Annotated in this window: 24 protein-coding genes; 7 read left to right on the top strand and 17 right to left on the bottom strand. The window is 50.4% G+C overall.

Going from position 1 to position 20,672, the window contains the following annotated elements:
• Positions 1-4 precede the first annotated feature (4 nt).
• Complete coding sequence (locus B6A39_RS04680; RefSeq protein WP_083001857.1) at positions 5-673, top strand: response regulator transcription factor; 669 nt, start codon at positions 5-7, stop codon at positions 671-673.
• On the opposite strand, the gene B6A39_RS04675 is transcribed toward B6A39_RS04680, so the two are convergent.
• Positions 666-1,631 carry a L,D-transpeptidase family protein gene (locus B6A39_RS04675; RefSeq protein ID WP_083001855.1) on the bottom strand — a complete coding sequence of 322 codons (966 nt, stop codon included), beginning with the start codon at positions 1,629-1,631 and terminating at the stop codon, positions 666-668. The two genes, B6A39_RS04680 and B6A39_RS04675, sit on opposite strands and share 8 nt — an antisense overlap.
• Before the next feature lie 481 nt (positions 1,632-2,112).
• Here B6A39_RS04675 and B6A39_RS04670 point away from each other — a divergent pair, with 481 nt between their 5' ends.
• A complete protein-coding gene (locus B6A39_RS04670) occupies positions 2,113-2,574 on the top strand; it encodes a PRC-barrel domain-containing protein (protein ID WP_083001853.1) in 462 nt (153 codons plus the stop codon).
• A 191-nt stretch (positions 2,575-2,765) separates the two neighbouring features.
• On the opposite strand, the gene B6A39_RS04665 is transcribed toward B6A39_RS04670, so the two are convergent.
• From B6A39_RS04665 to B6A39_RS04655, 3 genes are all read right to left on the bottom strand, one after another.
• Positions 2,766-3,188 carry an OsmC family protein gene (locus B6A39_RS04665; protein WP_083001850.1) on the bottom strand — a complete coding sequence of 141 codons (423 nt, stop codon included), beginning with the start codon at positions 3,186-3,188 and terminating at the stop codon, positions 2,766-2,768.
• Positions 3,189-3,312: 124 nt separating this feature from the next.
• Complete coding sequence (locus tag B6A39_RS04660; protein ID WP_083001848.1) at positions 3,313-4,149, bottom strand: MotB family protein; 837 nt, start codon at positions 4,147-4,149, stop codon at positions 3,313-3,315.
• A gap of 3 nt (positions 4,150-4,152) precedes the next feature.
• Entirely contained in the window at positions 4,153-4,941 is a 789-nt protein-coding gene (locus B6A39_RS04655; protein ID WP_083001845.1) for a MotA/TolQ/ExbB proton channel family protein, read from the bottom strand.
• 247 nt (positions 4,942-5,188) lie between these two features.
• Here B6A39_RS04655 and B6A39_RS04650 point away from each other — a divergent pair, with 247 nt between their 5' ends.
• Entirely contained in the window at positions 5,189-6,094 is a 906-nt protein-coding gene (locus B6A39_RS04650) for a DMT family transporter (RefSeq protein ID WP_083001842.1), read from the top strand.
• Here B6A39_RS04650 and B6A39_RS04645 read toward each other — a convergent pair.
• The 6 genes from B6A39_RS04645 to B6A39_RS04620 all read right to left on the bottom strand — a co-directional run bounded on the left by B6A39_RS04645 (position 6,048) and on the right by B6A39_RS04620 (position 11,720).
• Positions 6,048-6,893 (bottom strand): MOSC domain-containing protein, encoded by an 846-nt coding sequence (locus tag B6A39_RS04645; RefSeq protein WP_083001840.1) that lies wholly within the window; start codon positions 6,891-6,893, stop codon positions 6,048-6,050. The two genes, B6A39_RS04650 and B6A39_RS04645, sit on opposite strands and share 47 nt — an antisense overlap.
• A gap of 106 nt (positions 6,894-6,999) precedes the next feature.
• The gene (gntR, locus tag B6A39_RS04640) at positions 7,000-7,995 is read right to left on the bottom strand and encodes a gluconate operon transcriptional repressor GntR (RefSeq protein WP_083007846.1); all 996 of its coding nucleotides are present in this window, start codon (positions 7,993-7,995) and stop codon (positions 7,000-7,002) included.
• A 132-nt stretch (positions 7,996-8,127) separates the two neighbouring features.
• Positions 8,128-8,652 (bottom strand): gluconokinase, encoded by a 525-nt coding sequence (locus B6A39_RS04635; protein ID WP_083001837.1) that lies wholly within the window; start codon positions 8,650-8,652, stop codon positions 8,128-8,130.
• A gap of 12 nt (positions 8,653-8,664) precedes the next feature.
• On the bottom strand, positions 8,665-9,945 hold the full coding sequence (locus tag B6A39_RS04630) for a TRAP transporter large permease (protein ID WP_009722466.1): 1,281 nt from the start codon (positions 9,943-9,945) through the stop codon (positions 8,665-8,667).
• 2 nt (positions 9,946-9,947) lie between these two features.
• Positions 9,948-10,574, bottom strand: a complete 627-nt coding sequence (locus B6A39_RS04625; protein WP_083001835.1) for a TRAP transporter small permease — start codon at positions 10,572-10,574, stop codon at positions 9,948-9,950.
• Between the two features lie 72 nt (positions 10,575-10,646).
• Positions 10,647-11,720, bottom strand: coding sequence for a TRAP transporter substrate-binding protein (locus tag B6A39_RS04620; protein WP_083001833.1), 1,074 nt, complete (start codon positions 11,718-11,720; stop codon positions 10,647-10,649).
• A 249-nt stretch (positions 11,721-11,969) separates the two neighbouring features.
• On the opposite strand from B6A39_RS04620, the gene B6A39_RS04615 reads away from it, so the two are divergent.
• Together B6A39_RS04615 and B6A39_RS04610 are read left to right on the top strand one after the other, a co-directional pair.
• A complete protein-coding gene (locus B6A39_RS04615; RefSeq protein ID WP_083001830.1) occupies positions 11,970-12,419 on the top strand; it encodes a MarR family winged helix-turn-helix transcriptional regulator in 450 nt (149 codons plus the stop codon).
• 142 nt (positions 12,420-12,561) lie between these two features.
• A complete protein-coding gene (locus B6A39_RS04610; RefSeq protein WP_083001828.1) occupies positions 12,562-12,987 on the top strand; it encodes an organic hydroperoxide resistance protein in 426 nt (141 codons plus the stop codon).
• Here the strand turns inward: B6A39_RS04610 and B6A39_RS04605 are convergent.
• On the bottom strand, positions 12,984-13,679 hold the full coding sequence (locus tag B6A39_RS04605; protein ID WP_083001826.1) for an aspartate/glutamate racemase family protein: 696 nt from the start codon (positions 13,677-13,679) through the stop codon (positions 12,984-12,986). The genes B6A39_RS04610 and B6A39_RS04605 overlap by 4 nt on opposite strands.
• A gap of 154 nt (positions 13,680-13,833) precedes the next feature.
• Here B6A39_RS04605 and yghU point away from each other — a divergent pair, with 154 nt between their 5' ends.
• Both yghU and B6A39_RS04595 read left to right on the top strand, forming a co-directional pair.
• Entirely contained in the window at positions 13,834-14,697 is an 864-nt protein-coding gene (gene yghU / locus B6A39_RS04600; RefSeq protein WP_083001823.1) for a glutathione-dependent disulfide-bond oxidoreductase, read from the top strand.
• A gap of 135 nt (positions 14,698-14,832) precedes the next feature.
• Positions 14,833-15,063, top strand: a complete 231-nt coding sequence (locus B6A39_RS04595) for a DUF2798 domain-containing protein (protein ID WP_083001821.1) — start codon at positions 14,833-14,835, stop codon at positions 15,061-15,063.
• A 122-nt stretch (positions 15,064-15,185) separates the two neighbouring features.
• On the opposite strand, the gene B6A39_RS04590 is transcribed toward B6A39_RS04595, so the two are convergent.
• The 6 genes from B6A39_RS04590 to B6A39_RS04565 form a co-directional block, all read right to left on the bottom strand.
• A complete protein-coding gene (locus tag B6A39_RS04590; RefSeq protein ID WP_156886193.1) occupies positions 15,186-17,297 on the bottom strand; it encodes a TonB-dependent siderophore receptor in 2,112 nt (703 codons plus the stop codon).
• Positions 17,298-17,519: 222 nt separating this feature from the next.
• Positions 17,520-17,837 carry a DUF6693 family protein gene (locus B6A39_RS04585; RefSeq protein ID WP_083001819.1) on the bottom strand — a complete coding sequence of 106 codons (318 nt, stop codon included), beginning with the start codon at positions 17,835-17,837 and terminating at the stop codon, positions 17,520-17,522.
• Between the two features lie 109 nt (positions 17,838-17,946).
• On the bottom strand, positions 17,947-18,468 hold the full coding sequence (locus tag B6A39_RS04580; protein WP_083001817.1) for a DUF421 domain-containing protein: 522 nt from the start codon (positions 18,466-18,468) through the stop codon (positions 17,947-17,949).
• Positions 18,469-18,542: 74 nt separating this feature from the next.
• Positions 18,543-18,863: a hypothetical protein gene (locus B6A39_RS04575; protein ID WP_083001815.1), complete on the bottom strand. Its 321-nt coding sequence runs from the start codon at positions 18,861-18,863 to the stop codon at positions 18,543-18,545.
• Positions 18,864-18,889: 26 nt separating this feature from the next.
• On the bottom strand, positions 18,890-19,879 hold the full coding sequence (locus B6A39_RS04570; protein WP_083001813.1) for a lipid A deacylase LpxR family protein: 990 nt from the start codon (positions 19,877-19,879) through the stop codon (positions 18,890-18,892).
• A 193-nt stretch (positions 19,880-20,072) separates the two neighbouring features.
• Positions 20,073-20,612, bottom strand: a complete 540-nt coding sequence (locus B6A39_RS04565) for a YaeQ family protein (protein ID WP_083001811.1) — start codon at positions 20,610-20,612, stop codon at positions 20,073-20,075.
• Between the last annotated feature and the right edge of the window lie 60 nt (positions 20,613-20,672).

Genomic DNA, 20,672 nt, shown 5'->3' with positions numbered 1-20,672 from the left:
AGTAATGACCAGCAGTGTTGAACGACAGTCTACCGCCACCATCGCGGTTGTTGATGATGATCAAGCATTGCGCGAATCGCTGGTTTGGTTACTTGAATCCGTCGGATTAACCGCTCAAGCGTTTCATGACGGCGAGCAATTCTTAGGGAGTCAGCACGATAAGTTCGGCGCACTGCTGCTTGATGTTCGCATGCCAGGAATGAGTGGTCTTCAAGTGCAGCAGCAGTTGGTTGATCAAGGCGCTACCCTGCCGGTCATTATGATGACGGGGCATGGCGATGTACCCATGGCAGTGGCAGCACTAAAGAACGGCGCATTTGATTTTATTGAAAAGCCGTTTAACCACCAGCAGCTGATTGACAGCGTGCAACAAGCGTTGGGCAACGCTCATCAACAGCAACGCGCTAAGCAGCAGTTAGCAATGCTGCGAACACGTTACCAATCCTTACGCCCAAAAGAGCAGCGCATTGTGACTCATGTAGCAGAGGGAATGACCAGTCGTGAAATTGCTGAACACATGGAGATTAGCGGTAAAACCGTCGAGGTCTATCGACTAAGAGCCATGAAGGCCATGCACGCCGCAAACTTGGCAGAGCTGGTGCGACAAGCGGTGGCGCTGGAGCTCGTTTCCTCGCTCAGCGCCCCCCATGTTGATAGCGAACGACCTAGCTAAGTGGAACAACTTGGCCATTGGCTTTTTCCAGCACATTACGCACCTGCTCGTAATCAATGCCGCGCTCATTACCTTCATGAGCCTCAATTAAGCTAACCACTTCTAACAGCGTTTCCATACCAAAACTTTGCTCATCCGTGGGCGTAAAAGCTTGAACATAGGCATTGTCGTTACTCCCCCAACCTACCTTGATGGGGGAGTCGATAATATTGACCTGCGTGCCTACTGGAACACGCCAGAATACAGACTCAATGTCTTCTGGGTGCATCCGAATACAGCCCCGGCTAGCGCGCATGCCAATACCGTCTGGCTGATTAGTGCCGTGAATTAAGTAGCCTGGGATATCCAGCAAAATAGCGTATTGCCCTAACGGATTATCTTCACCTGGTGGAACAACCGCGGGCGCAGGATCACCGCGCTCAGCAGCTTCTTGGCGAATAGATTCAGGTGGATACCATGCAGGGTTCTCAAGACGCATAGTGGTCTTAGTAATGCCCAGCGGCGTATTGAACGCATCACGACCAATGCCAATAGGATACGTCTCTACCCGAGGCGCCTCGCCCTCTTCCACCTCTGGATAATAATAGAGCCGTAGCTCAGCAACATTAATCACAATGCCAGTCCGCGGCTCGTCTGGCAGAATATATTGGCCGGGAATTGTCACCTCGGTACCTTCACCTGGTATCCAAATACTGGTATCCGGATTCGCCATACGAATCTCTTCATAGCCAACATTGTGCTCACGGGCAATGTCGAGCAAGGTGTCCTCTTTTTTTGCCGTAACGGTATACATCTCGCCTACCATATTCCCTTGATCAGGGAGCACGAAGTGGCCTTTAGGTAACTCACTTTCACTGGCAACGGCACTGGAAGCAAACAGCCAAGCTCCCAGGGCTACACTGCTAGCCCACAATTTTTTAACCTGTCGAAGCGTTTGATACCGTTCAGTTAACGTCATGGGGTCTCCTTTATTATAAAACCCCAAGGCACTATCTGCTGTTGGGCAGGCTGCTGTGGGGCAATTTGCGTGCGAATATGAACAAGTGGTTTAGATGGGTCAATTCGACAGACTGTCGCAGCAACCTCAACGACCAATGTGGGTGAGACGTCTCATTGAGAGTGATTTTAACGTTTATTAATAAATCTAACACGTCCTGGTTTAACGCTGATGTAGATTTGAATTGATCTTAGTTAAGAGTTCTTCATTAGCGTTGCAATACAGCGCATAGCACCTACCTTTAGAAGTGCCTGTGCACAGCAACGTGCCGGGCTTTACTCATCACCAACAGGAACAGTAGCGCGCCCGGCACAAGGAACCTACCGGGTAGAGTTGGCTAGCAAGGAGCAAGCAAGTCGCCGATCAGTCTATCGCTACGACGTTACTTAGGGATTAACAGCTCAGTTGTTAATACCTTTATAAAAATGCAAGGAGCAAAACGATGAAAACGACTTTTCTCAGCACGCTGGTTATTCCTACGTTTATTGCAGTCGCTGGCGTTGCCCACGCAAGTGATGACAACCAGACCGGCATGGAAGCCTCTTATTTGACCCATGCGCCGCAAGGAACTTTCCACTCAGATTCTCTAACGGGTAATCAAGTAAAAAGCAGCGTTGAAAACGACGAAGACATTGGCACCATCAATGATTTAATCATTGATGAGGATGGGCAAATTAATGCTGTTGTTGTAGGCGTTGGTGGCTTCCTTGGTATGGGCGAAAAAGATGTCGCTATCGAATGGGATTCGCTTGAACTTACTAAGGACGAAGATAGCGAAGATTACGTCATATCAGTAAACGCTTCCGAAGATGCTCTTAAAAACGCTGAAGAGTACAATCGTGACAGTGACCATGAAACAGAACGCGACACTGAGCTAAATAACAGCGAAAATGACGACGAGTAACGCGCGTTTTAACTAGTGGCTTTCGCCAACATAAGTTCAACTCGACTGCTATAGGGCCTTGCTTAGCCGCAAGGCCCTTTTCATAAGCGCCTTTTCATAAGTGCCTGAAGCGGCTATTGCGCTTCCTCGTAAAAGATCATAAAAAAGCGCTGCATGTCTGCAGCGCTTTTCGGCATGACCTGGCGTTCGAATCACCCCTTTAAGGTTGCTTCCATTGTTATGTCAGCATTTAACACTTTGGAAACAGGGCAGTTCGCTTTAGCCGTTTCAGCAGCTTCTTGGAAAGCAGCGTCATCGGCACCGCTTACGCTGGCAACAACGTCCAAATGAATACTGGAAATATCGAAGCCTTCAGCACTTTGTGAAAGCGTGACACGAGCATTAGTATCAATAGCATCAGCGGTAAAACCTTTCTCTCCAAGAATCATGGAGAGCGCCATTGAGAAACAGCTTGCATGGGCAGCGCCAATTAACTCTTCTGGGTTGGTGCCGGGAGCCCCTTCAAAGCGCTGTTTGAACGAATAGCCAGCATCCAATGCTCCACTTTCCGTCGCCACATTGCCTTGACCATCTTTAAGTCCACCTTCCCAACGTGCGCTTGCTTTACTATCCATTCCGTTCTCCTTTCCTCTGATAGTTAGCGTCATCTCGTTTTAGGACGCAGTCACTACGCCCGTCAACTCAATCAGCGTAGCTGATTCTATCGCTGCTGCCGAATTTACTAGGTAGGCATACTGTCTACAGAGCAGATTGCGCAGCCAGATCACGAATTGAACGCTCTCCCCGCTCTTCAAGCGAGTCGTTAAGATCGATCCTTATTTCAACACGACGATTGTTCGCTCGCCCTTCATGCGTGTTATTGGAAGCCAACGGCCTAGTATCAGCGAAGCCTTGTATCATCAGGCGCTCAGGCGTTAGCTCTTCAGTGGCAACAAGCACATTCGCAACAGAAGACGCACGTAACGCGGATAAATCCCAGTTGCTTCGAAACCGAGATGTTTGAATAGGCACGTTGTCTGTATGCCCTTCAATTGAAATCGTTCCAGTGACAGCGGCTAATACCGCCGCTAGCTCCCCTAACAAATCAGCAAACGCGGGCATAACATCTGCGTTACCGGAGCCGAATGTGCCCTGCTCTGAAATCCTAACAACCACACGAAACTGGTCCACCTCAATGTCGGCAACACCTTCTAACGACGATGTTTTGAGCAATTCCGCGAGACTAGCGGCCACTTGAAGAGTTCTCTGCTGCCGTTGTGCTTCAAGCATGCTGCGCATGGACTCAAGCTGTGGCTGCTGCTGCGTGGTCCGTTGGCGTACTTCGTCTAACAGCGTTCGGTCGGGCACTGCTGGAGAAAACTGTTGGAGCACCGCACTGGTCCCCATCGGGATTTGAGTAGCCTCAACATCGCGCTGAACGCCGAAGGCTTTTGATAGCTCCTCCGCCACACGACGAAACTTTTCAGCATCAATTTCTGCGAACGACAACAGCAACACAAAAAAGCATAACAACAGCGACATTAAATCCGCGTATGTCACCATCCAGGCAGGAATATTGGTCTGTTTTTGTGCCATGGATTACGTACGCTCACCAGCAGGGCTAGTTTCATCTGAACCTTTTAAGCCACGATGTTCAGGGGGCAAATAGATCGTTAGCATTTGTTCAAGAACCCGCGGATTTTTATCACTCTTAATGGCTATCAGCGCGTCGATCCACAGCTCCTGCATTTTGGCTTCCTGATTCATCCGTACCCACAGCTTTTGAGCAATCGGATTAGCGATCATGGTGGCAATCATTGCCCCATATAAGGTCGTTAACAGAGCGACGGCCATAGCAGGCCCAATTAAAGATGGGTCACCCATATTAGAGAGCATTTGTACCAAGCCAACCAAAGTGCCGATCATTCCCATCGCAGGTGACACTTCCCCTAATGCTGAAAATACTTGGCCACCGGCTTCGTTTCGCTCCAACGTCAGCAGGCGCTCTTTTTCCATCATGTCTTTAATCATTTCGGCACTGTAGCCGTCAGCCAACATTTGCAGGCCTTTTTTAAGAAATGGAGAGTTTACCTCTCGATTTTCTAACGCAATCATTCCTTCACGGCGGGCAACTTTCGCTAGCTCAACTAACTCATCGATACTTGCCTGAACACTTGGCAGTTGGAATTTAAATGCCCGTGCCGCCGCTTTGAAGGCAAATTTAAATTGGGTGATACTAAACTTTGCCAGCACAACAAATAGGCTTCCCCCGACCACTAGTAACAATCCCGTCGGGTTCATAAACACCTCAGGCGAAGTGCCCATGATTACAGAGGCACCCACTAACACAGCAGCCCCTACCAAACCTATTAGCGTTGCGAGATCCACGGCCTTCCCTCAAGAATGTAAAAAAATGCTAACTGCACAATTGGCCGAGACAGTAGAGTTTCCTTGCAACAGCGTCAACGCCAAATCAGTAAAGATACAAAGATTAACAAACATATTATCTATTTTTAGCAAATGCTGATGCACGGGCAATCTAGAGTATTCGCTTTCCAACGCTTTATCGCTAAGCTGAGCATTACTATGGCATCCACTATGCTTATGATTGCCACAATGAATCTAAGGACATTTCATGTCATCGGCTGATGCGCTGCGTTTATTACTGCTGTCTTCGCTATGGGGGCTATCTTTTATTTTTATGCGCGTCGCAGTACCGGAGTTTGGTCCAGTCCCGCTCGTGCTAATAAGAATGGGCATCGGCGCATTGCTCTTAGTACCGTTGCTAATGAGCCTGCGCTATCTAAGGCTCATTTGGCAGCATAAAGGGGCGTTATTGATTTTAGGCATCATTAACCATGTGCTGCCTTTTTCATTACTGGCCTTAGCAACGACGCGCTTAGAAGCAGGTTTTACGTCACTTATTAACGCCACTACGCCAATCTTTACCGCGTTATTGGGCGCTGCTTTTTTTGCCACGCCCATACAACGCCAACAATATCTAGGGTTAGCATTGGCGTTGTTTGGTGTGTATGTACTTTCTGCTGATCGACTAGACTTCACTCTAGGTGGTGACGGCTGGTTTATTGTTGCTGTACTCGGTGCCACGTTTTGCTACGGGCTGGCTGGTAACTACTCGAAAACCCGCTTGAGTCACCTGCCCAGCCGCGTGTTGGCGGCTGGTAGCAGCGCGATGTCAGCATTGGTATTACTCGTACCTGGTCTGCTGCTCTGGCCTAGCGAGCCTGTCAGCATGCTCGCGTGGGGCAACGCTCTGGCGCTGGCGATGCTAAGCACAACACTAGCGTTCCTGCTTTACTTCGGACTTTTAGCCAGCGCAGGCGCTACCGCAACGTCAACCGTTACCTTTTTGATTCCTGTCAGCGCGCTACTGTGGGGGTATTTACTGCTTAATGAGACGCTTAGCCTTCAAGTGGTGACTGGCATGGTAATTACCCTAGCAGGTACCGCCATTGCCACCCGGCTATTAAGGTTTAGGTCTCGCGGCGCGTTGACACCACCTCGTCCCCCACACGAATAATGCTGCCTTGCCCCTGGGTTAGCGTGGCGTTTTGGCCAAAATGCGCACCTTTAAGGTGGGGCTGAGTGTTCAGTGAAAGCAGTGTTTTCAGTGGTTCTGCCTGCTCCGGTACGGTGCCCGTTTGCTGGTCAACAGTGGTAATTTTGCAGCGCTGACAGGGTTTACGCAGCGTCAGCTCATAGCCCCCCTGGCTCGCGAGTGTTGCCCACTGGTCCTCTGCCCAGGCATCATCACAATCGATCACAATATTCGGCCGAAAACGGTTTATCGGTACAGGGGATTGCCCATTGGCAACAAGTGCTTGATTCAAAGCATCCAGAGAGCCGATGGTGGTTATCAGGAAAGGGTAGCCATCAGAAAAGTAGGTATGAGCCTCGCCTCCCGCCAGAAAATCCTCTTCAACAGAACGCGTAAACTCTGTAGCAAAGCGCACCAAACTGATGCCTTGTGCTTGTTCACCTAACGCCGCCACCAGCCAGTGCGATACATCGTCGCTTTCTGGCAGTGCTTTGCAGTGGTCGTTCCACACTTTTACAAGACGCAAATTGCCTTGGGGGTCTTCAAGGGGAATCGCGATCGGATCTACCTTGGGGTGAGAGAGCACCAGTGCTTGATCGGTTAATTCAACCGCGATGGTCGCAAGCTCTGGTAGCTGGCGCTGGGTGACAAAACGCTGCTGAGTATCCACTAACATCCACCGGCGATCCCAGGTCAATCCATGGCCATGGAGTTCACTTTGAGTAACGTTAATTCCCTTTAAGGATTTAACCGGATAGACAGTGAGTTGGGTAATTTTCACGGCGGCCTCATGCTTTCTATAGCGATTCTTTTTGATGGCTGGTTAATATCCACTCTTTAATTAACAGCCTATCGAGTTTGCCGGTTCGCCGCCAGCTACCTAGCGGCTAAAGTGTTTTGCCCGCCTCAATTCGATACCCCAGATCCATCACTTGGTGTTCAGAGAACTCGCCACGAATGCGCGACAATAGCGTTTTCGCAGCGACTTCCCCAATGGCTTGCCGAGGTGTAATGACACTGGCAAGGCGCGGCGTCATCGCCTGGCCAACATCGTGGCCATGAAACCCGGCAATCGCCATTTTTCCGGGGACATTAATGCCATGGCGTAAACACTCAAAGTAAGCCCCCACCGCAACATCATCATTGGTGCAGAAAATGCCATCGGCACCAGGGTGATCTCGCTGAATTTCCTGCATAAGCGCCGCCCCAACACTATAGGAAGAGCGCTGACTGCTCTGAAGCGTTATCGGTGTTAACCCCTGCTCTTCCATGGCTTGGCGATAGCCTTGCTCGCGCTGGCGTGTCCGTTCATCTAGACGCACAGCCAGATAAATCACCTGGCGCCTGCCACGGCGAATCATCTCACTCACCATATCGTAAGCGGCCTGTACGTTATCGTAACCCACCGCCTGCTGTAGTGGCGGGCGGCGGGTATCCATAATTTCCACAATAGGAATACCGGCTGTCTCCAACATCCGCAGGCTACGCGGCGTGTGATCGCGGTCAGACAAGATGACGCCATCCACATTATAAGAGAGCAGCGAGGCCAAACTGCGCTCTTCAAGCTCAGGGCTGTAACCGTAGTGAGAGAGCATCAAGTGATAACCGGCAGGCTCGGTGTACGCTTCGATACCGACAATGACATCAGCAAATACTTGGTTGGTCAGCGATGGCACCAACACGCCGATAGAGTGGCTGGTAGCCCGAGAAAGCAGGTCTGGTGCCCGATTGGGAATATAGCCAATCTGCTCAGCAACGCTAAAAATACGTTCGCGAAGCCCTTCCGATACCGTATCAGGGTCCCGCAAGCAGCGACTGACGGTCATTTTTGTCGCGTCAACGCGATCAGCAATATCTTGTAATGTCGGGCGTTTTTTCTTCAATGGCGTCACTGACTGTTCTGTTAAATGCGTAAGCCTGTTAACTACGTAAACCTGCTAAATACAGGACTGTTGAAGGCGCAGGGGCCATACCATAGCGAATAGTACGGCCCCTCGCCTATCCCATCCTTTAGCCTAATGAACGCGTAGCGTGGGTGCTAGCGCCGCCGTGAAGCGCTCGACAATCTCGATAGGCGATAGCGCAATGGAGACCGTCACCGCTTCATCACTGCTTGGCGGCTCTAAATCGGCAAGCTGGCTTGCCAGCATGTTATCACCTTTAAAGAAGTGCCCTGCCCTGGTTTCTAACCGTTCACGCAGAAGTGCGTGGGTTCCTTCTAAATACAAAACACGCAGTGCGGGGTCACCTTCACGCAGGCGATCCCGATAGCGTTTTTTAAGGCCGGAACAGGCGATGACCACAGAAGCATTGCGCGCTTTATGAGCCGCGAACAGATCAGCAAGTGTTGCCAGCCAGTCACGACGATCATTGTCATTGAGTGGCGTACCGCTGGCCATTTTCGCCACATTGGCGGGTGAATGATGGTCGTCACCGTCAATAAACGTTGCGCCCAGTTCTGCTGCTAACTGCTGTCCAATATGAGACTTCCCTGATCCAGAAACGCCCATGACAAGAATACGATGTGATAATTTATTCACTCGATGCTCCTATCAATTGCCGCGCACGGCGGTTAGGTCTGGCAGCCAAGTAACGATGCCAGGGAACGCAATCAGCACCACCAGAACAACGATCAAGGCGGCGTAGTAAGGCAGCATGGCTTTTACCAGAGATTCCATAGACACCTTGCCAACGCCACACCCAACGTACAGGCAGGTGCCAACCGGCGGGGTCAACAGCCCAATGCCTAAAATAAAGGCCATTAGAACGCCAAAATAAGCGGCATCGACGCCTACCGATGTCACAATCGGCGCAAGCATCGGTGCCATAATCACCATGGCCGGCGTTAGGTCCATCACGAACCCCACCAACAGCAGTAGCCCCGCCACAATTAGCAGCAGCAAAAACGGCTCCTGGGTAATCGCCTGTACTTGGCGTACTAAGGTTTGTGGAACCATGTTAATAGTCAAAAACCAAGCAATAACGGTGGCAAATGCCAACAGCATCATCACCATGCCAGTAAGCCTTGCAGTGCGAATTAACATACCGCCCAACTCGCTGAGCTTAAATTCGCGGTATACCAGCAGAGAAATAGCCAGCGAATAGAGCAGCGCAGCAACGGCAGCCTCTGTAGCGGTAAATACGCCGCCAATAATGCCACCTATAACGATCACAGGAAGCACCAGGGCTAGCCAGGCATCCTTAAACGCTTTCCACAGCCGGTCCCAGCGAAATTGGCGAACGCCGCCACCCTGCTTGCTCGCTAGAATAAAGGTGGTCACCATTAGCGCCGCGCCAATTAACAGGCCAGGCACAATCCCCGCGATAAACAGGCGACTGATCGACGTCTCGGTAACAATGCCATATAAAATAAGCGGTATTGACGGTGGAATAATAATGCCGATCACCGATGACACGGTGTTTATCGCCGTGGCATTTGCGGCGGTGTAACCTTGCTGTTTCATCGAGGGGATCATCATCGCGCCGGTCGCTGCGGTATCCGCAACCGCCGAGCCGCTGATCCCGCCAAAAAACATCGAACCGGTAATGGCTACCTGGCCAAGCCCACCGCGCATAAAGCCCACCAACGCGCCTGCAAGCTCCATCAAGCGTCGAGCAATGCCACCATTGCTCATCACTTCGCCGACGAGAATAAAGAAGGGAATCGCCAGTAGCGGGAAGCTATTCACGCCACGAATTGACTGCTCAATCATAATCGATAGCGGGATATCAGAGAGCACTGCCATGACTAAGGCTGCTACCCCTAGGCCAAACGCAATCGGCAAACCAATCACAATAGATGCCAATAATATGGCTAGAAAAATCCACAGCATGATTAACGCTCCCCTGGTAAGTCAGCCGATTGGCGATGTGGTTGACGGATAACTCCCACGCTTACCCACATACGCCAAAGCGATACCGCCGCGATAAAAATGACGCACAACACCAATGACAGGCTGACCAAGCTTAGCGGTACGCCCATGATCGCGGAGCGTCCGCTTGAGCGCGTGAGCACTTGATAGCCGCCCCAAATCATCACCAGCATGAGCCCTGCAATAATCAGGTGTTGTAAGAAATAGAGCATATGCGCGACACGCAACGGCAAGCGCCTCACCAGCGCATCGACAGCAATATGCTCATAGCGTGCAAACGCCGCCGCTGCGCCGATAAAGACCAGCCAAATAAACAGCATGCGTGCCAACTCATCGACCCAGGGCAGTGAATGGTTGAACACAGAACGGCCAACGACATTACTGGAAACCGCGACAATCAGCGCCGCCAAAATAACGCCAATCAAATACTCCATAGCGAGTGTTAACCAGCGGAACAGCGCAGGACCTTGGCGAGTCTCAGTATCAATCTCAAGCAGCTTGCGATTAGGGTCGTTCAAATAAACCGACGGATCTTCCAACGTTGGTGCTGTAGAGGTCACCGCGTTTGGGGGAGTAGAGGAGGTAGTCATAAAAACTCCGAGGGGCACTGACAAGTCGGGCAGGCGTGTGGGCCTGCCCGATGGCGCGCTATACGTAGCAGCTTAGTTGCTGCTGTCTTCCACGATTTGTTGAATTTCAGCGATCAGATCTTCACCGATACGCGGTGCCCACTCTTCATAAACAGGCTGAACGGCGTCTTGGAAAGCGGCTAACTGCTCATCATCTAAGCGGGTAATTTGCATACCGCGTGCTTCTAACTGATCACGCGACCAATCGTCATACTCGGCAGAAAGTTGGATTTCGTACTCAGCAGACTGTCGGGCAGCTTCCTGCACCAGCGCTTGATACTCAGGCGCCATGCGGTTCCAGGTACGCTCGGAGAGCATCATGATAAATGGCGTATAAACGTGACGCGTTTCGGTGCCGTAATCCTGCACTTCATTGAAGTTAGAAGTAAGGATGGTGCTCCACGGGTTTTCCTGGCCGTCCACAACACCTTGCTCAAGCGCCGAAAATAGCTCGCCAAAGGCCATTGGTGTTGGGTTGGCACCTAACGCTTCCCAAATGGCTAAGTGCACAGGGTTTTCCATCGTACGAACACTGAGTCCGCGAACGTCTAAGCCAGCAACATCTTCAGGTGATTCGATGGGCCGTGCACTATTAGAGAGCTGGCGGTAGCCATTTTCTGAGAACGTCAGTGCTTTTAAGCCCGTGCCCTCAAACGCATCCAGCATTCCCTGAGCCACATCACTCTGCATAACAGCAATCGCGGCTTCTCGGCTTGGTAATAGGAATGGCAAATCAAATGCTGACAGTGCCTCCACGTACCCGGTCGTAGCTGAGCTTGAAGGATAGGTCATATCCAACGTGCCGGTTTGCAGCATTTCCATCATTTGAACATCGTCGCCCAACTGGCTGTTGGGGAAAACATTGACCGTAATACGGCCATCGGTACGCTGCTCAAGAATTTCACCGAAGTACTGGCTAGAGAGAAACTGCGGCGATGTTTCGGACAGGCCAATGCCCATACGCAGGGTGTGACTTCCGTGGTCAGCCACTACGTCGCCTTCAATCGCAGGCGGATCAGAAAGTTCAGGGCTTTGAGCATGTGCCATGCCAAAAGTCAGAGTGGTCGCACCGACCAAAGTAAGCGTGCTGCGCCAAATCGTTGTCATGACGTTATCTCCAGAATAGTCGTTGTTGTTGGTTGGCTATTTACCGAAAGGCTATCGAATCGTATCGGCCATCAGGTTTGCAGTTTATGTTCCAACAAATTGTTACCGGTAACATCCGATAAGTGAAGGCTAGCTATCGCAACACGCGGTGTCAAAACAAAACGACCAACTTACGACCAACGTCTAGGGATAGCTACTCACTTCCCCGCACGCTACATTACGCGTTATGCACCCTGTCCTGGAGTCGACATGCCAGCGCTAGACCCTTGTAGCGAATTAGAGTTAGATCACCAGCTCTGCTTTGCGTTGTATTCAACATCGCTGATGATGACCAAAGTTTATAAACCTCTGCTCAAAGAGCTAGGGCTCACTTACCCGCAATACCTCGCCATGCTGGTACTGTGGCAAGAAGATGGCCTAACAGTAGGTACCCTAAGCAAACGCTTACTAACAGATCCTGGCTCGTTAACGCCGCTACTAAAACGGCTTGAAAGTGATCAGCTGCTTATCCGGCAGCGTAGCCTTCAAGATGAACGTGTTGTCGAGTTATTCCTGACAGATAAAGGCCGCTCGCTTCGTGAACAGGCGCGCCATATTCCCAGCTGTATCGTCAACGCCAGCGAAACGTCGGTTGAAGCACTCAACCAACTGAAAGAAGATTTAGTCCAGCTGCGCGAAAACTTACTTAAGGTCAAGTAACCCGCTGAACGTTGTGGCAGGGTAGGTAATTTCTTCAGCCATTTACTTGCGCGCAAAATAAAGCTGCACTAAATTAAACCCCCAAGCACACGTTTGGTTCATAACAGCTATGTCCATAACAACCAAGTTTAGGAAATAATCTATGTCAATTGAAACTGTTGCTTACCGTGCACACGCTCACGCCACTGGCGGCCGCGAAGGTCATGCTAAGTCCTCTGACGGCGCGCTAAATGTTCAGCTCAGTACACCTAAAGAGCTAGGTGGCGCAGGCGGTGAAGGCACTAACCCCGAACAGCTGTTTGCTGCAGGCTACTCCGCTTGTTTCCTAGGCGCACTTAAACACGTCGCCAGCCAGGAAAAAGTTAAACTTCCCGACGAAACCCAGATTGATGGCAGTGTGGGTATTGGCGCCATTCCAACTGGCTTCGGTATTGAAGTTGAGCTAAAAATCAGCTTGCCTGGTTTGGAAAAAGACGTTGCCCAATCACTGGTCGACAAAGCCCATATTGTTTGCCCCTACTCCAACGCTACCCGCGGAAATATCGATGTCACACTGACGCTGGTTTAATTACCTAGCGCCCACTCCACCGCTTTGCTTGCGTGCAGAGCGGTGGTGTCATAAAGGGGTACCTGGGTGTGTTTCTGCTCGACCAATAGCGCTATCTCTGTGCAACCTAGAATGATGGCCTCGGCACCCTGCTGGTGTAGCGACGTAATAATATCCAGATAACGCACACGCGATGACGCGAGGATATCGCCATGGCATAGCTCGTCGAAAATAACCTGATGCACCTCGGCACGTTCTTGCTCATTCGGAATGACGACATCAATCCCAAAGCGCTCTTTTAAGCGTGCCTTGTAAAAGTCCTGCTCCATCGTGAAGCGGGTACCTATTAACCCAACCCGAGTCACGCCATCACTCTGACATGTTTCCCCGGTAGCATCGGCGATGTGCAAAAAGGGAATCTGAATAGCAGACTCAATCGCAGGCGCGACGTTATGCATAGTATTGGTAGCCAATAGCAAACATTCTGCCCCAGCCTCTTCAATACGTTTGGCAGCGCTTGCGAGCAACTGGCCAGCAGTTTGCCAATCCCCCCGTTGTTGCAGGGTTTCTATTTCAGCAAAATCAACACTTATCATCACAATCTGCGCTGAGTGAAAACCGCCAAGAGCCTGATTAACCCCCTGATTTAGCGCCTGATAATAACTTTGTGTCGACTCCCAACTCATACCGCCTAATACGCCAATAGTCCGCATGACATTTCTCCATGATAAATAACTATTTATTATCAGGCTAACAACACACTATCCTTGTACCCACGTTTTATGGCCCCATAACGCCTTAGTAGCCACAACATTTCGGGTGAGTCGCTGCACCGCCCTTTTTAATTCTAGGAATAGCGAGGACATCATGAGCGACAACACGACTTATACGCCACCGCGGGTTTGGAAATGGGAACCTGGTAACGGTGGAAAATTCGCTAACATCAATCGCCCCATTGCTGGCGCGACCCACGATAAAGTATTGCCCGTGGGTAAGCATCCACTGCAGCTTTACTCTCTTGCAACCCCAAACGGCGTAAAAGTTACCGTCATGCTTGAAGAGCTGCTGGAACAGGGTATTAAACAAGCGGAATACGATGCTCACCTGATACAAATTGGCGAAGGTGATCAGTTTGGTAGCGGCTTTGTTGAGGTAAACCCCAACTCTAAAATTCCAGCGCTAATGGATCACAGCACCACCCCGCCACAGCGGGTCTTTGAGTCAGGAGCGATTCTGCTTTATTTAGCTGAGAAATTTGGTGCGTTCTTACCCAATGACCCGGCGAAGCGAACCGAGTGCCTATCCTGGTTATTTTGGCAAATGGGTAGTGCGCCCATGCTTGGCGGCGGCTTTGGTCACTTTTACGCTTACGCACCAGAAAAATACCAGTACCCGATTGATCGCTATACCATGGAAGTGAAACGTCAGTTGGATGTACTGGATCGCCACTTAGCGGATAACCGCTTTATGGCGGGCGATGAGTACACCATCGCGGATATGGCGATTCACCCGTGGTACGGCGCACTGGTAAAAAACCGCGTGTATGAAGCAGCTGAGTTTTTAGAAGCCCACACCTATCAGAACGTTTTACGCTGGACTGAGGAGATTGACGCACGCCCTGCCGTTCAACGTGGACGAATAGTTAACCGCACCTGGGGTGAGCCTAACGAACAGCTCCACGAACGCCACGATGCCAGTGACTTTATTCACAAGACAGAAGATAAACGTTAAGGCGGCCGGATTGGCTAACGATCGCTAAGGATGGCGATTTACTGTGTTTCATTATCGCTCTTTACTGCATTATCGACCCTGATTTAGCTATCGATTTTTAATTTGTAATTCATAGCATGTTTGACAGAGGCAGTCATGTTTGATCCAAAATACGCCCAGCTGATATTTTCTTTCTTAATGGCACTGTTTATGTCATGCATTATGTCGCTGGTGATTACGCTCTACAATGTCGGCTTTATAGATGGCATTGTCTTTGTTTGGTTGAAGGCATGGCTATTTGCTTTTGCGGTTGCTCTACCGGTCATTAATCTAGTGTCGCCTATTGTACGGCGATTGGTTAAGGTACTTATTAAGCACCCACACTAACCGCCTAAATTAACCTTTCACACTAACCCTATATACTAAACTCCCAGGCTAAGCACCATTGATAACATCGGGCCTATTTTTCAGGCCCGGTGTTAAGACAGGTGCAGTAGTAATAACGCTACTTAGAACTGGTATCGAACATTACCCACGATACTGCGGCGGTCGCCATATCCACAATCACCACCTTCATAGCGGCACCAAGAGATAGTCTCTTCATCTGTGGCATTTTTCACATCAACCGAGAAGTCCCACTCCCCCATCGTATAACCCACCATGGCGTCATAAAGCGTATTAGAAGGCACAACGGGAGCACCTCCAGATCCAACATTATCCCCCACATAACGCACCCCAGCACCGATACGCCAGTTGCTACCGACATAGAGACGGTTCCACCAGGACGCTTGCTCTTCAGCAACAAAAGGTAACCGGGCACCCGTGCTATCGTTGATCGCGTTTATGTTGGTATACGCCAGCTGCGTCTCGAATTGCTGCCAGCGTTTATTGATCTGCAGCTCCCAGCCATCCACCACAGCACCCACTTGCTCTACACCGCCCGGCGTTGCACCGTCGCTGATGCGGTTATGCTGGGTAATATCAAAGTAAGCCGCGCTAATCGCCAACGACTGATCTGGCGAGACGTACTTAAAGCCAATCTCCTCTTGGTCGCCGGTGGTGGGCTTCAACGGGCTGGGGTTCGCCGTGCCGTCGCTACCCAGGTTCATCGAAAATGCTTCCGCGTAGCTTACATAAGGCGAAAAGCCATTATCAAAACGATACATCAATCCCAATCGCCCGGTTGTTTCACCTTCATCGCTTACCGTATCGGGACCTGACAGCGCCAAGGTACGGTTTTCAGCCCAGTCTCGGCGCACGCCTGCGGATACGACGACAGGCCCGACTTCAATATGATCGGCAAGATACACCCCGACCTGCTCAATTTCATTATCGGGGCGGTCTGTTGGGTTGAGCGAATCTAGCTGTAGATTTCCATATTGGGGGTTGTAAACATTAAAGCGCCCCCCACCGCTGGTCACCGAGCTGTAGTTGTCTTGAGACCAGCGGGCATCCTGACGATCAATACCGGCTATCAGCGTATGCTGGGTGCTGCCCAGTTCAAACTTCCCTTGCATACGCGCATCCATATTCAAAATGCGTGTTTCTGCGTCTGCCGTAAAGATCGTACGGTCCACATCGCCATTAACATCAGGAACACTAGGGATATCCACCCAGTGCTCTCGGGTCTCGGTGCGGGAATCGGTATAGCGCGCGGTGGCTGAAAAAGCCCAGTTCTCATTCAGCTGGTGATCAACAAACAGCGTCGTTTCAGTTTTTTCGCTGTCATAACGATCCCAGCCCGGCTCACCAACAAAGCGCTCAGAGCCAATAAAGCCCTTGGAACCCGGCTCTAATGTGCCTACCTGAGGCAAGAACTGGGCAGAAACCTGGCTTTTATCTTCCTGACGATTGAGCAGTAGTGTGATGCTGGTATCGTCACTGGGACGCCAAGTAAACGAAGGGGCAATTAAATAACCGTCATCGGCTACATGATCTACCTGGGTATCACTATCGCGAGTCAAACCAACAATCCGATATAAAAACGTGCCCTCTTCATCCGCAGCACCGGTGAAATCAAATGCCAACTGTTTGCGATCGAAAGAGCCGTACTGCGCCCAAACTTCCCCACTTCGCTCTTCCTGAGGAAGCTTAGAAACGCCGTTAATAATGCCACCTAGATCGGCTTGGCCATAAAGCATCGACGACGGTCCACGCAGTACTTCAACGCTTTCCAGCGCATAAACATTGGTTCTCGTCGTATTGTAAGAGCCATACAACTGGCGCAAGCCATCCAAGTAGCGCCCGGCGTCTAGCCCACGCACTTTGGCACTATCACCACGGGTATCAAACCCAAAGTTACCGGCGTAAACACCGGGGGTGTAGAGCAACGTATCCTGAATATTTTTAGCACCGCTGTCTTGTATAAACTCTTGGTCGATTACTGACATTGAGAATGGCTGCTCTGCCAGCGGCACATCGAGTTTGCCAACGAGGGGATCTCGCTCAGCATCACTATATCCAAAGCGCCCTGCAACTTCAGCAGTCACTTCTACCGTGCCGAGGTCGACGCTGTCATTTGGTGCACCGTCTTGCGCTTGAACGCCAGGAATAGCTGCCGTCGACGCCAGCGCTACAGCAATGCTTAGCCGACGCAATCGAAAAGTAGGTGTAAAGGTCATTTGAATAGGATCCCAGAGCGAATGTTAAAGTTAATGATAGTAATTTTTATTCGCGAAAATATAGAGACCTAACCAAACGATGTCAATGCACCCATAAGGTGACGTGCCATAGGCAATAGTGGTGCTAGAAATAGACGTGGAAGGGAACCTCTCCTGCAGGCAGCCCTGCAGGAGAGGGAAATAAAACAAAAGCTATCAACAAGAAGCCAAAACACCTGCTACTTACTGAATACGAGAGTTATTCAGTGCGTAATTCCAAACACGATAGAAGTAAAAAACATACCCAAGACCAAACGTTAAAATTGAGATAATCATCCACAAAATAATATGACCAATATTGCTAAAAATATTAATATCACACACCATCTTACGCTCTGCACCAGTTGCAATATCCACGACTGAAGTACGATTAATCACAAAGCGTGAAAACGAATAGGGGAAGAAAAACAATGCAATCCCGAAGGTAATAATCGTTAGCACCACCCAAATCAATAAGTGGCCAATAATATCTAGAATAGAGAGATTCGCTTTAATATTCACGGTGCGCCCTTAAATGTTAAGAAACAAAGTGGCGCAGATTACCATCCACTTGTGTCATCGTGAATGGAAAATTACCGTCATGGCTATAAATTTTATGATTTTTAATAGTTTAGCGAGATCCACGAACGCCATTCAGGCTTGAACCTGTACCTTCATCTTCCCGCTTAACAACACTAAGCGAGCCGTCTGTTTCAAGTACTACTGCTTGCGCTGCTTCTAGGCTTGCAAGGCCACTGCTGCGAACAGCAGAGCGCACTTCGTCTTTGGTAACCCGAGCCTGGCGCAGCGAGGACGTTAAAAACTCCCCCTGATACAACAGCATCAATGGTTCGCCCGTCACCAACCGCTTTACCCAACTAACGCGTACGCTAAGCCATGTAATCACAAACTGAAGTGAAATCAGCAATGCTAATGCTAGCGCTCCTTCTGTTAAAGCAACGTCTTTTGAAAGCAGCACGGTGGCTAACGTAGACCCCAGTGCAACGGTCACAATTAAGTCAAAGGCATTCATTTTAGACAGCGTACGATTTCCTGAAATACGCAAAAACGCGACCAGCACACCATAAGCAAGTACCCCAACGATTAACGTGCGCAGCAAACTTTCCCAACCGTTATAAAAGACTATATCCATATGAATCTCCTCCTAAATAGATATTAATGGAGGAATAGCTGACGCCTCCTTGCATTCAGGGTAGCAACCACCACTTAGGAGTGCGACGCCCACCACTCTGCATAAGAGCTATTGTGAGGGGCAAGACCACCTTCATCGGGGGCACCGTCCTGCCACCATACCGGGCCGCGCTCCCCCAGCAGTTCCTTGGCAGACTGCACCGCCTCGCGTGCTTGGCGTAGCGCTATTTCATCGTTTTGTTGCTGAGCAGTGCGCACCGCTCGGCGGGCTTTCATCAGCGCCTTTATGTGGGTACGTTTTTCATCATCGCTCAAGCGTGGGTCGGTACAGCGCCATAGCCGATTTTTAGCCACAAAATAGCGGCCATCCGGCGTATGTGGGTACTTGTTGGCCATACCGCCCCCTTCCGCTTATTGTTTTACTAAAAGCGTTTCGTTAGCGTAATTGAACCGAATTTGTCCTGCTCATCTTGTCCATCAAACTCGCGGGTACGCTGAACAGCGGCATACGTTACTTGCCAGTCCTCCCAGGCCATGGCAAGCCCTGCAGAGGCTTCTGCTACCCATTCTTCACGGTCAACAGAGTGGCTATCTCTGAACGTATTACCATCCAGCGTTAGGTTCTGCGCCATGTAATAGCCTTCTACATTCGCAAACAAATACCACTGCCAACCACGATGGCCACTCATTAGATGACGGCTACCCGGGTTGGGTGTCAGCGTAGGAATGCCTTCGGCATCGTCCCCCCAGCGTACGCTATAGCCAGCACTTGCATAGGTATACAAGTTGCCTAACGCTGCGCCCACACTGGGGCCGTGGGAGAACTGTTTACCGGCTAGCGGTATGTCATTCCACCACTGGCGACGAACGGTTACATTCACCAGCGCCTCATCGCCCAGCTGATTTCTCCAGCCTCGTGGGCGGTCGCTATCGGTCACACGGTGTACTTCGCGCTGAATACTGTCCGCAAGTGAGGACGGTCCTACGAGCCCAATATCAAGATGTAAATCGGTAGCTTGCGTCCATTGCCCCATCGCCACGTCTTCATAGAGCGACAGTCCGCCGTAAACAAGACCTGCATAGGGGCGATCATCCTCTATCAACGCGCGGCGCTCGATATTGTTCGGCGTATAAATCTGGTGAATCAAACGATAAGACGCTCTATCCGCTTTGCCAATAAGGCTATCGGGCAGCGCTGTCGCAAGGTGTTGTACCCAACTTTTTTCTTGCGGTGTGAAGGTCCAGTTAAGCTCGAAACCACTGGTAAAGTGGCCGTCATCGCTACTAGCAAAACCATCATTTTCAAGCTTTACCGACAGGGCGCTGTCGCTAGCCACGGCCAATGTGGGCATCAGGCTTAACGGTAAAATAAGCGGCAGCACCTTCCTGCATAGAGCAGAGGTATTATTCATGGCTCAATCCTTGAGTATCGGGGAAAGCAAGAGTGAACAATCATTAACAAACATGAATGATTGTATGTAATAGCACGAATAGATAGCAAGCGTACTTCTTGCTATCTACCTCGCTAACTCAATGCCTATCACGACATCCTGTCATGAAAAAACGACGCCATACCTTGCATGGCGACTAGCTAGCTTTCCTCCTCTAGCGATCTCGGAGAAGCCACTGAGGTGTTACTTCATGCTGGCCATTTTCATCGGTAATAAACAGCGAGCCGTCGCTGATCATGACTGCCCAGTTAATGGACCGCGGCAAATCCGCTGCGATGGTCGTAAGTGCCTCTTGCGGTAGCCCCGCTACATGTACATTCTTGAGCGACGCCACCGCCGGTAGCACTTTATTTTCCCAAAGATCTACTCGCCCATAAGCTAATAGTGACACCCTCTCAGCACGGCGTGAACACCAAGTAAGACGTTCTGCATCCGGCAACCCTACTTCTATCCAATGCAGCACGCGACCATCCAAGCTTTTTTCCCACAAGGCAGGCTCGTCAACATCGGAAAGACCGCGACCAAAAGCGAGCGCTTCGCTATACCACAATAAGTAGGCGATCAAGCGTGCGCACATCCGGTCTTCGGTTTCAGAAGGGTGCCGAGCCACCGTAAAACGCAGCGTCTCATAGACATTGCGATCAAGGTCCGTCAGGTTGACATCAACTTTGTAAGGGGTAGCACTCAACGCCATTGGAAATATCCATCTAAAATTTTCGCCAGTGTAGCGGATTTATCAAAATACAGGGCGACA

The organism is Halomonas sp. GT (assembly GCF_002082565.1).
In the GTDB taxonomy this organism is placed as follows: Bacteria; Pseudomonadota; Gammaproteobacteria; order Pseudomonadales; family Halomonadaceae; genus Vreelandella.
Note: the sequence above shows the minus strand (reverse complement) of the source record. Positions and strands in the feature narration are given on the sequence as shown.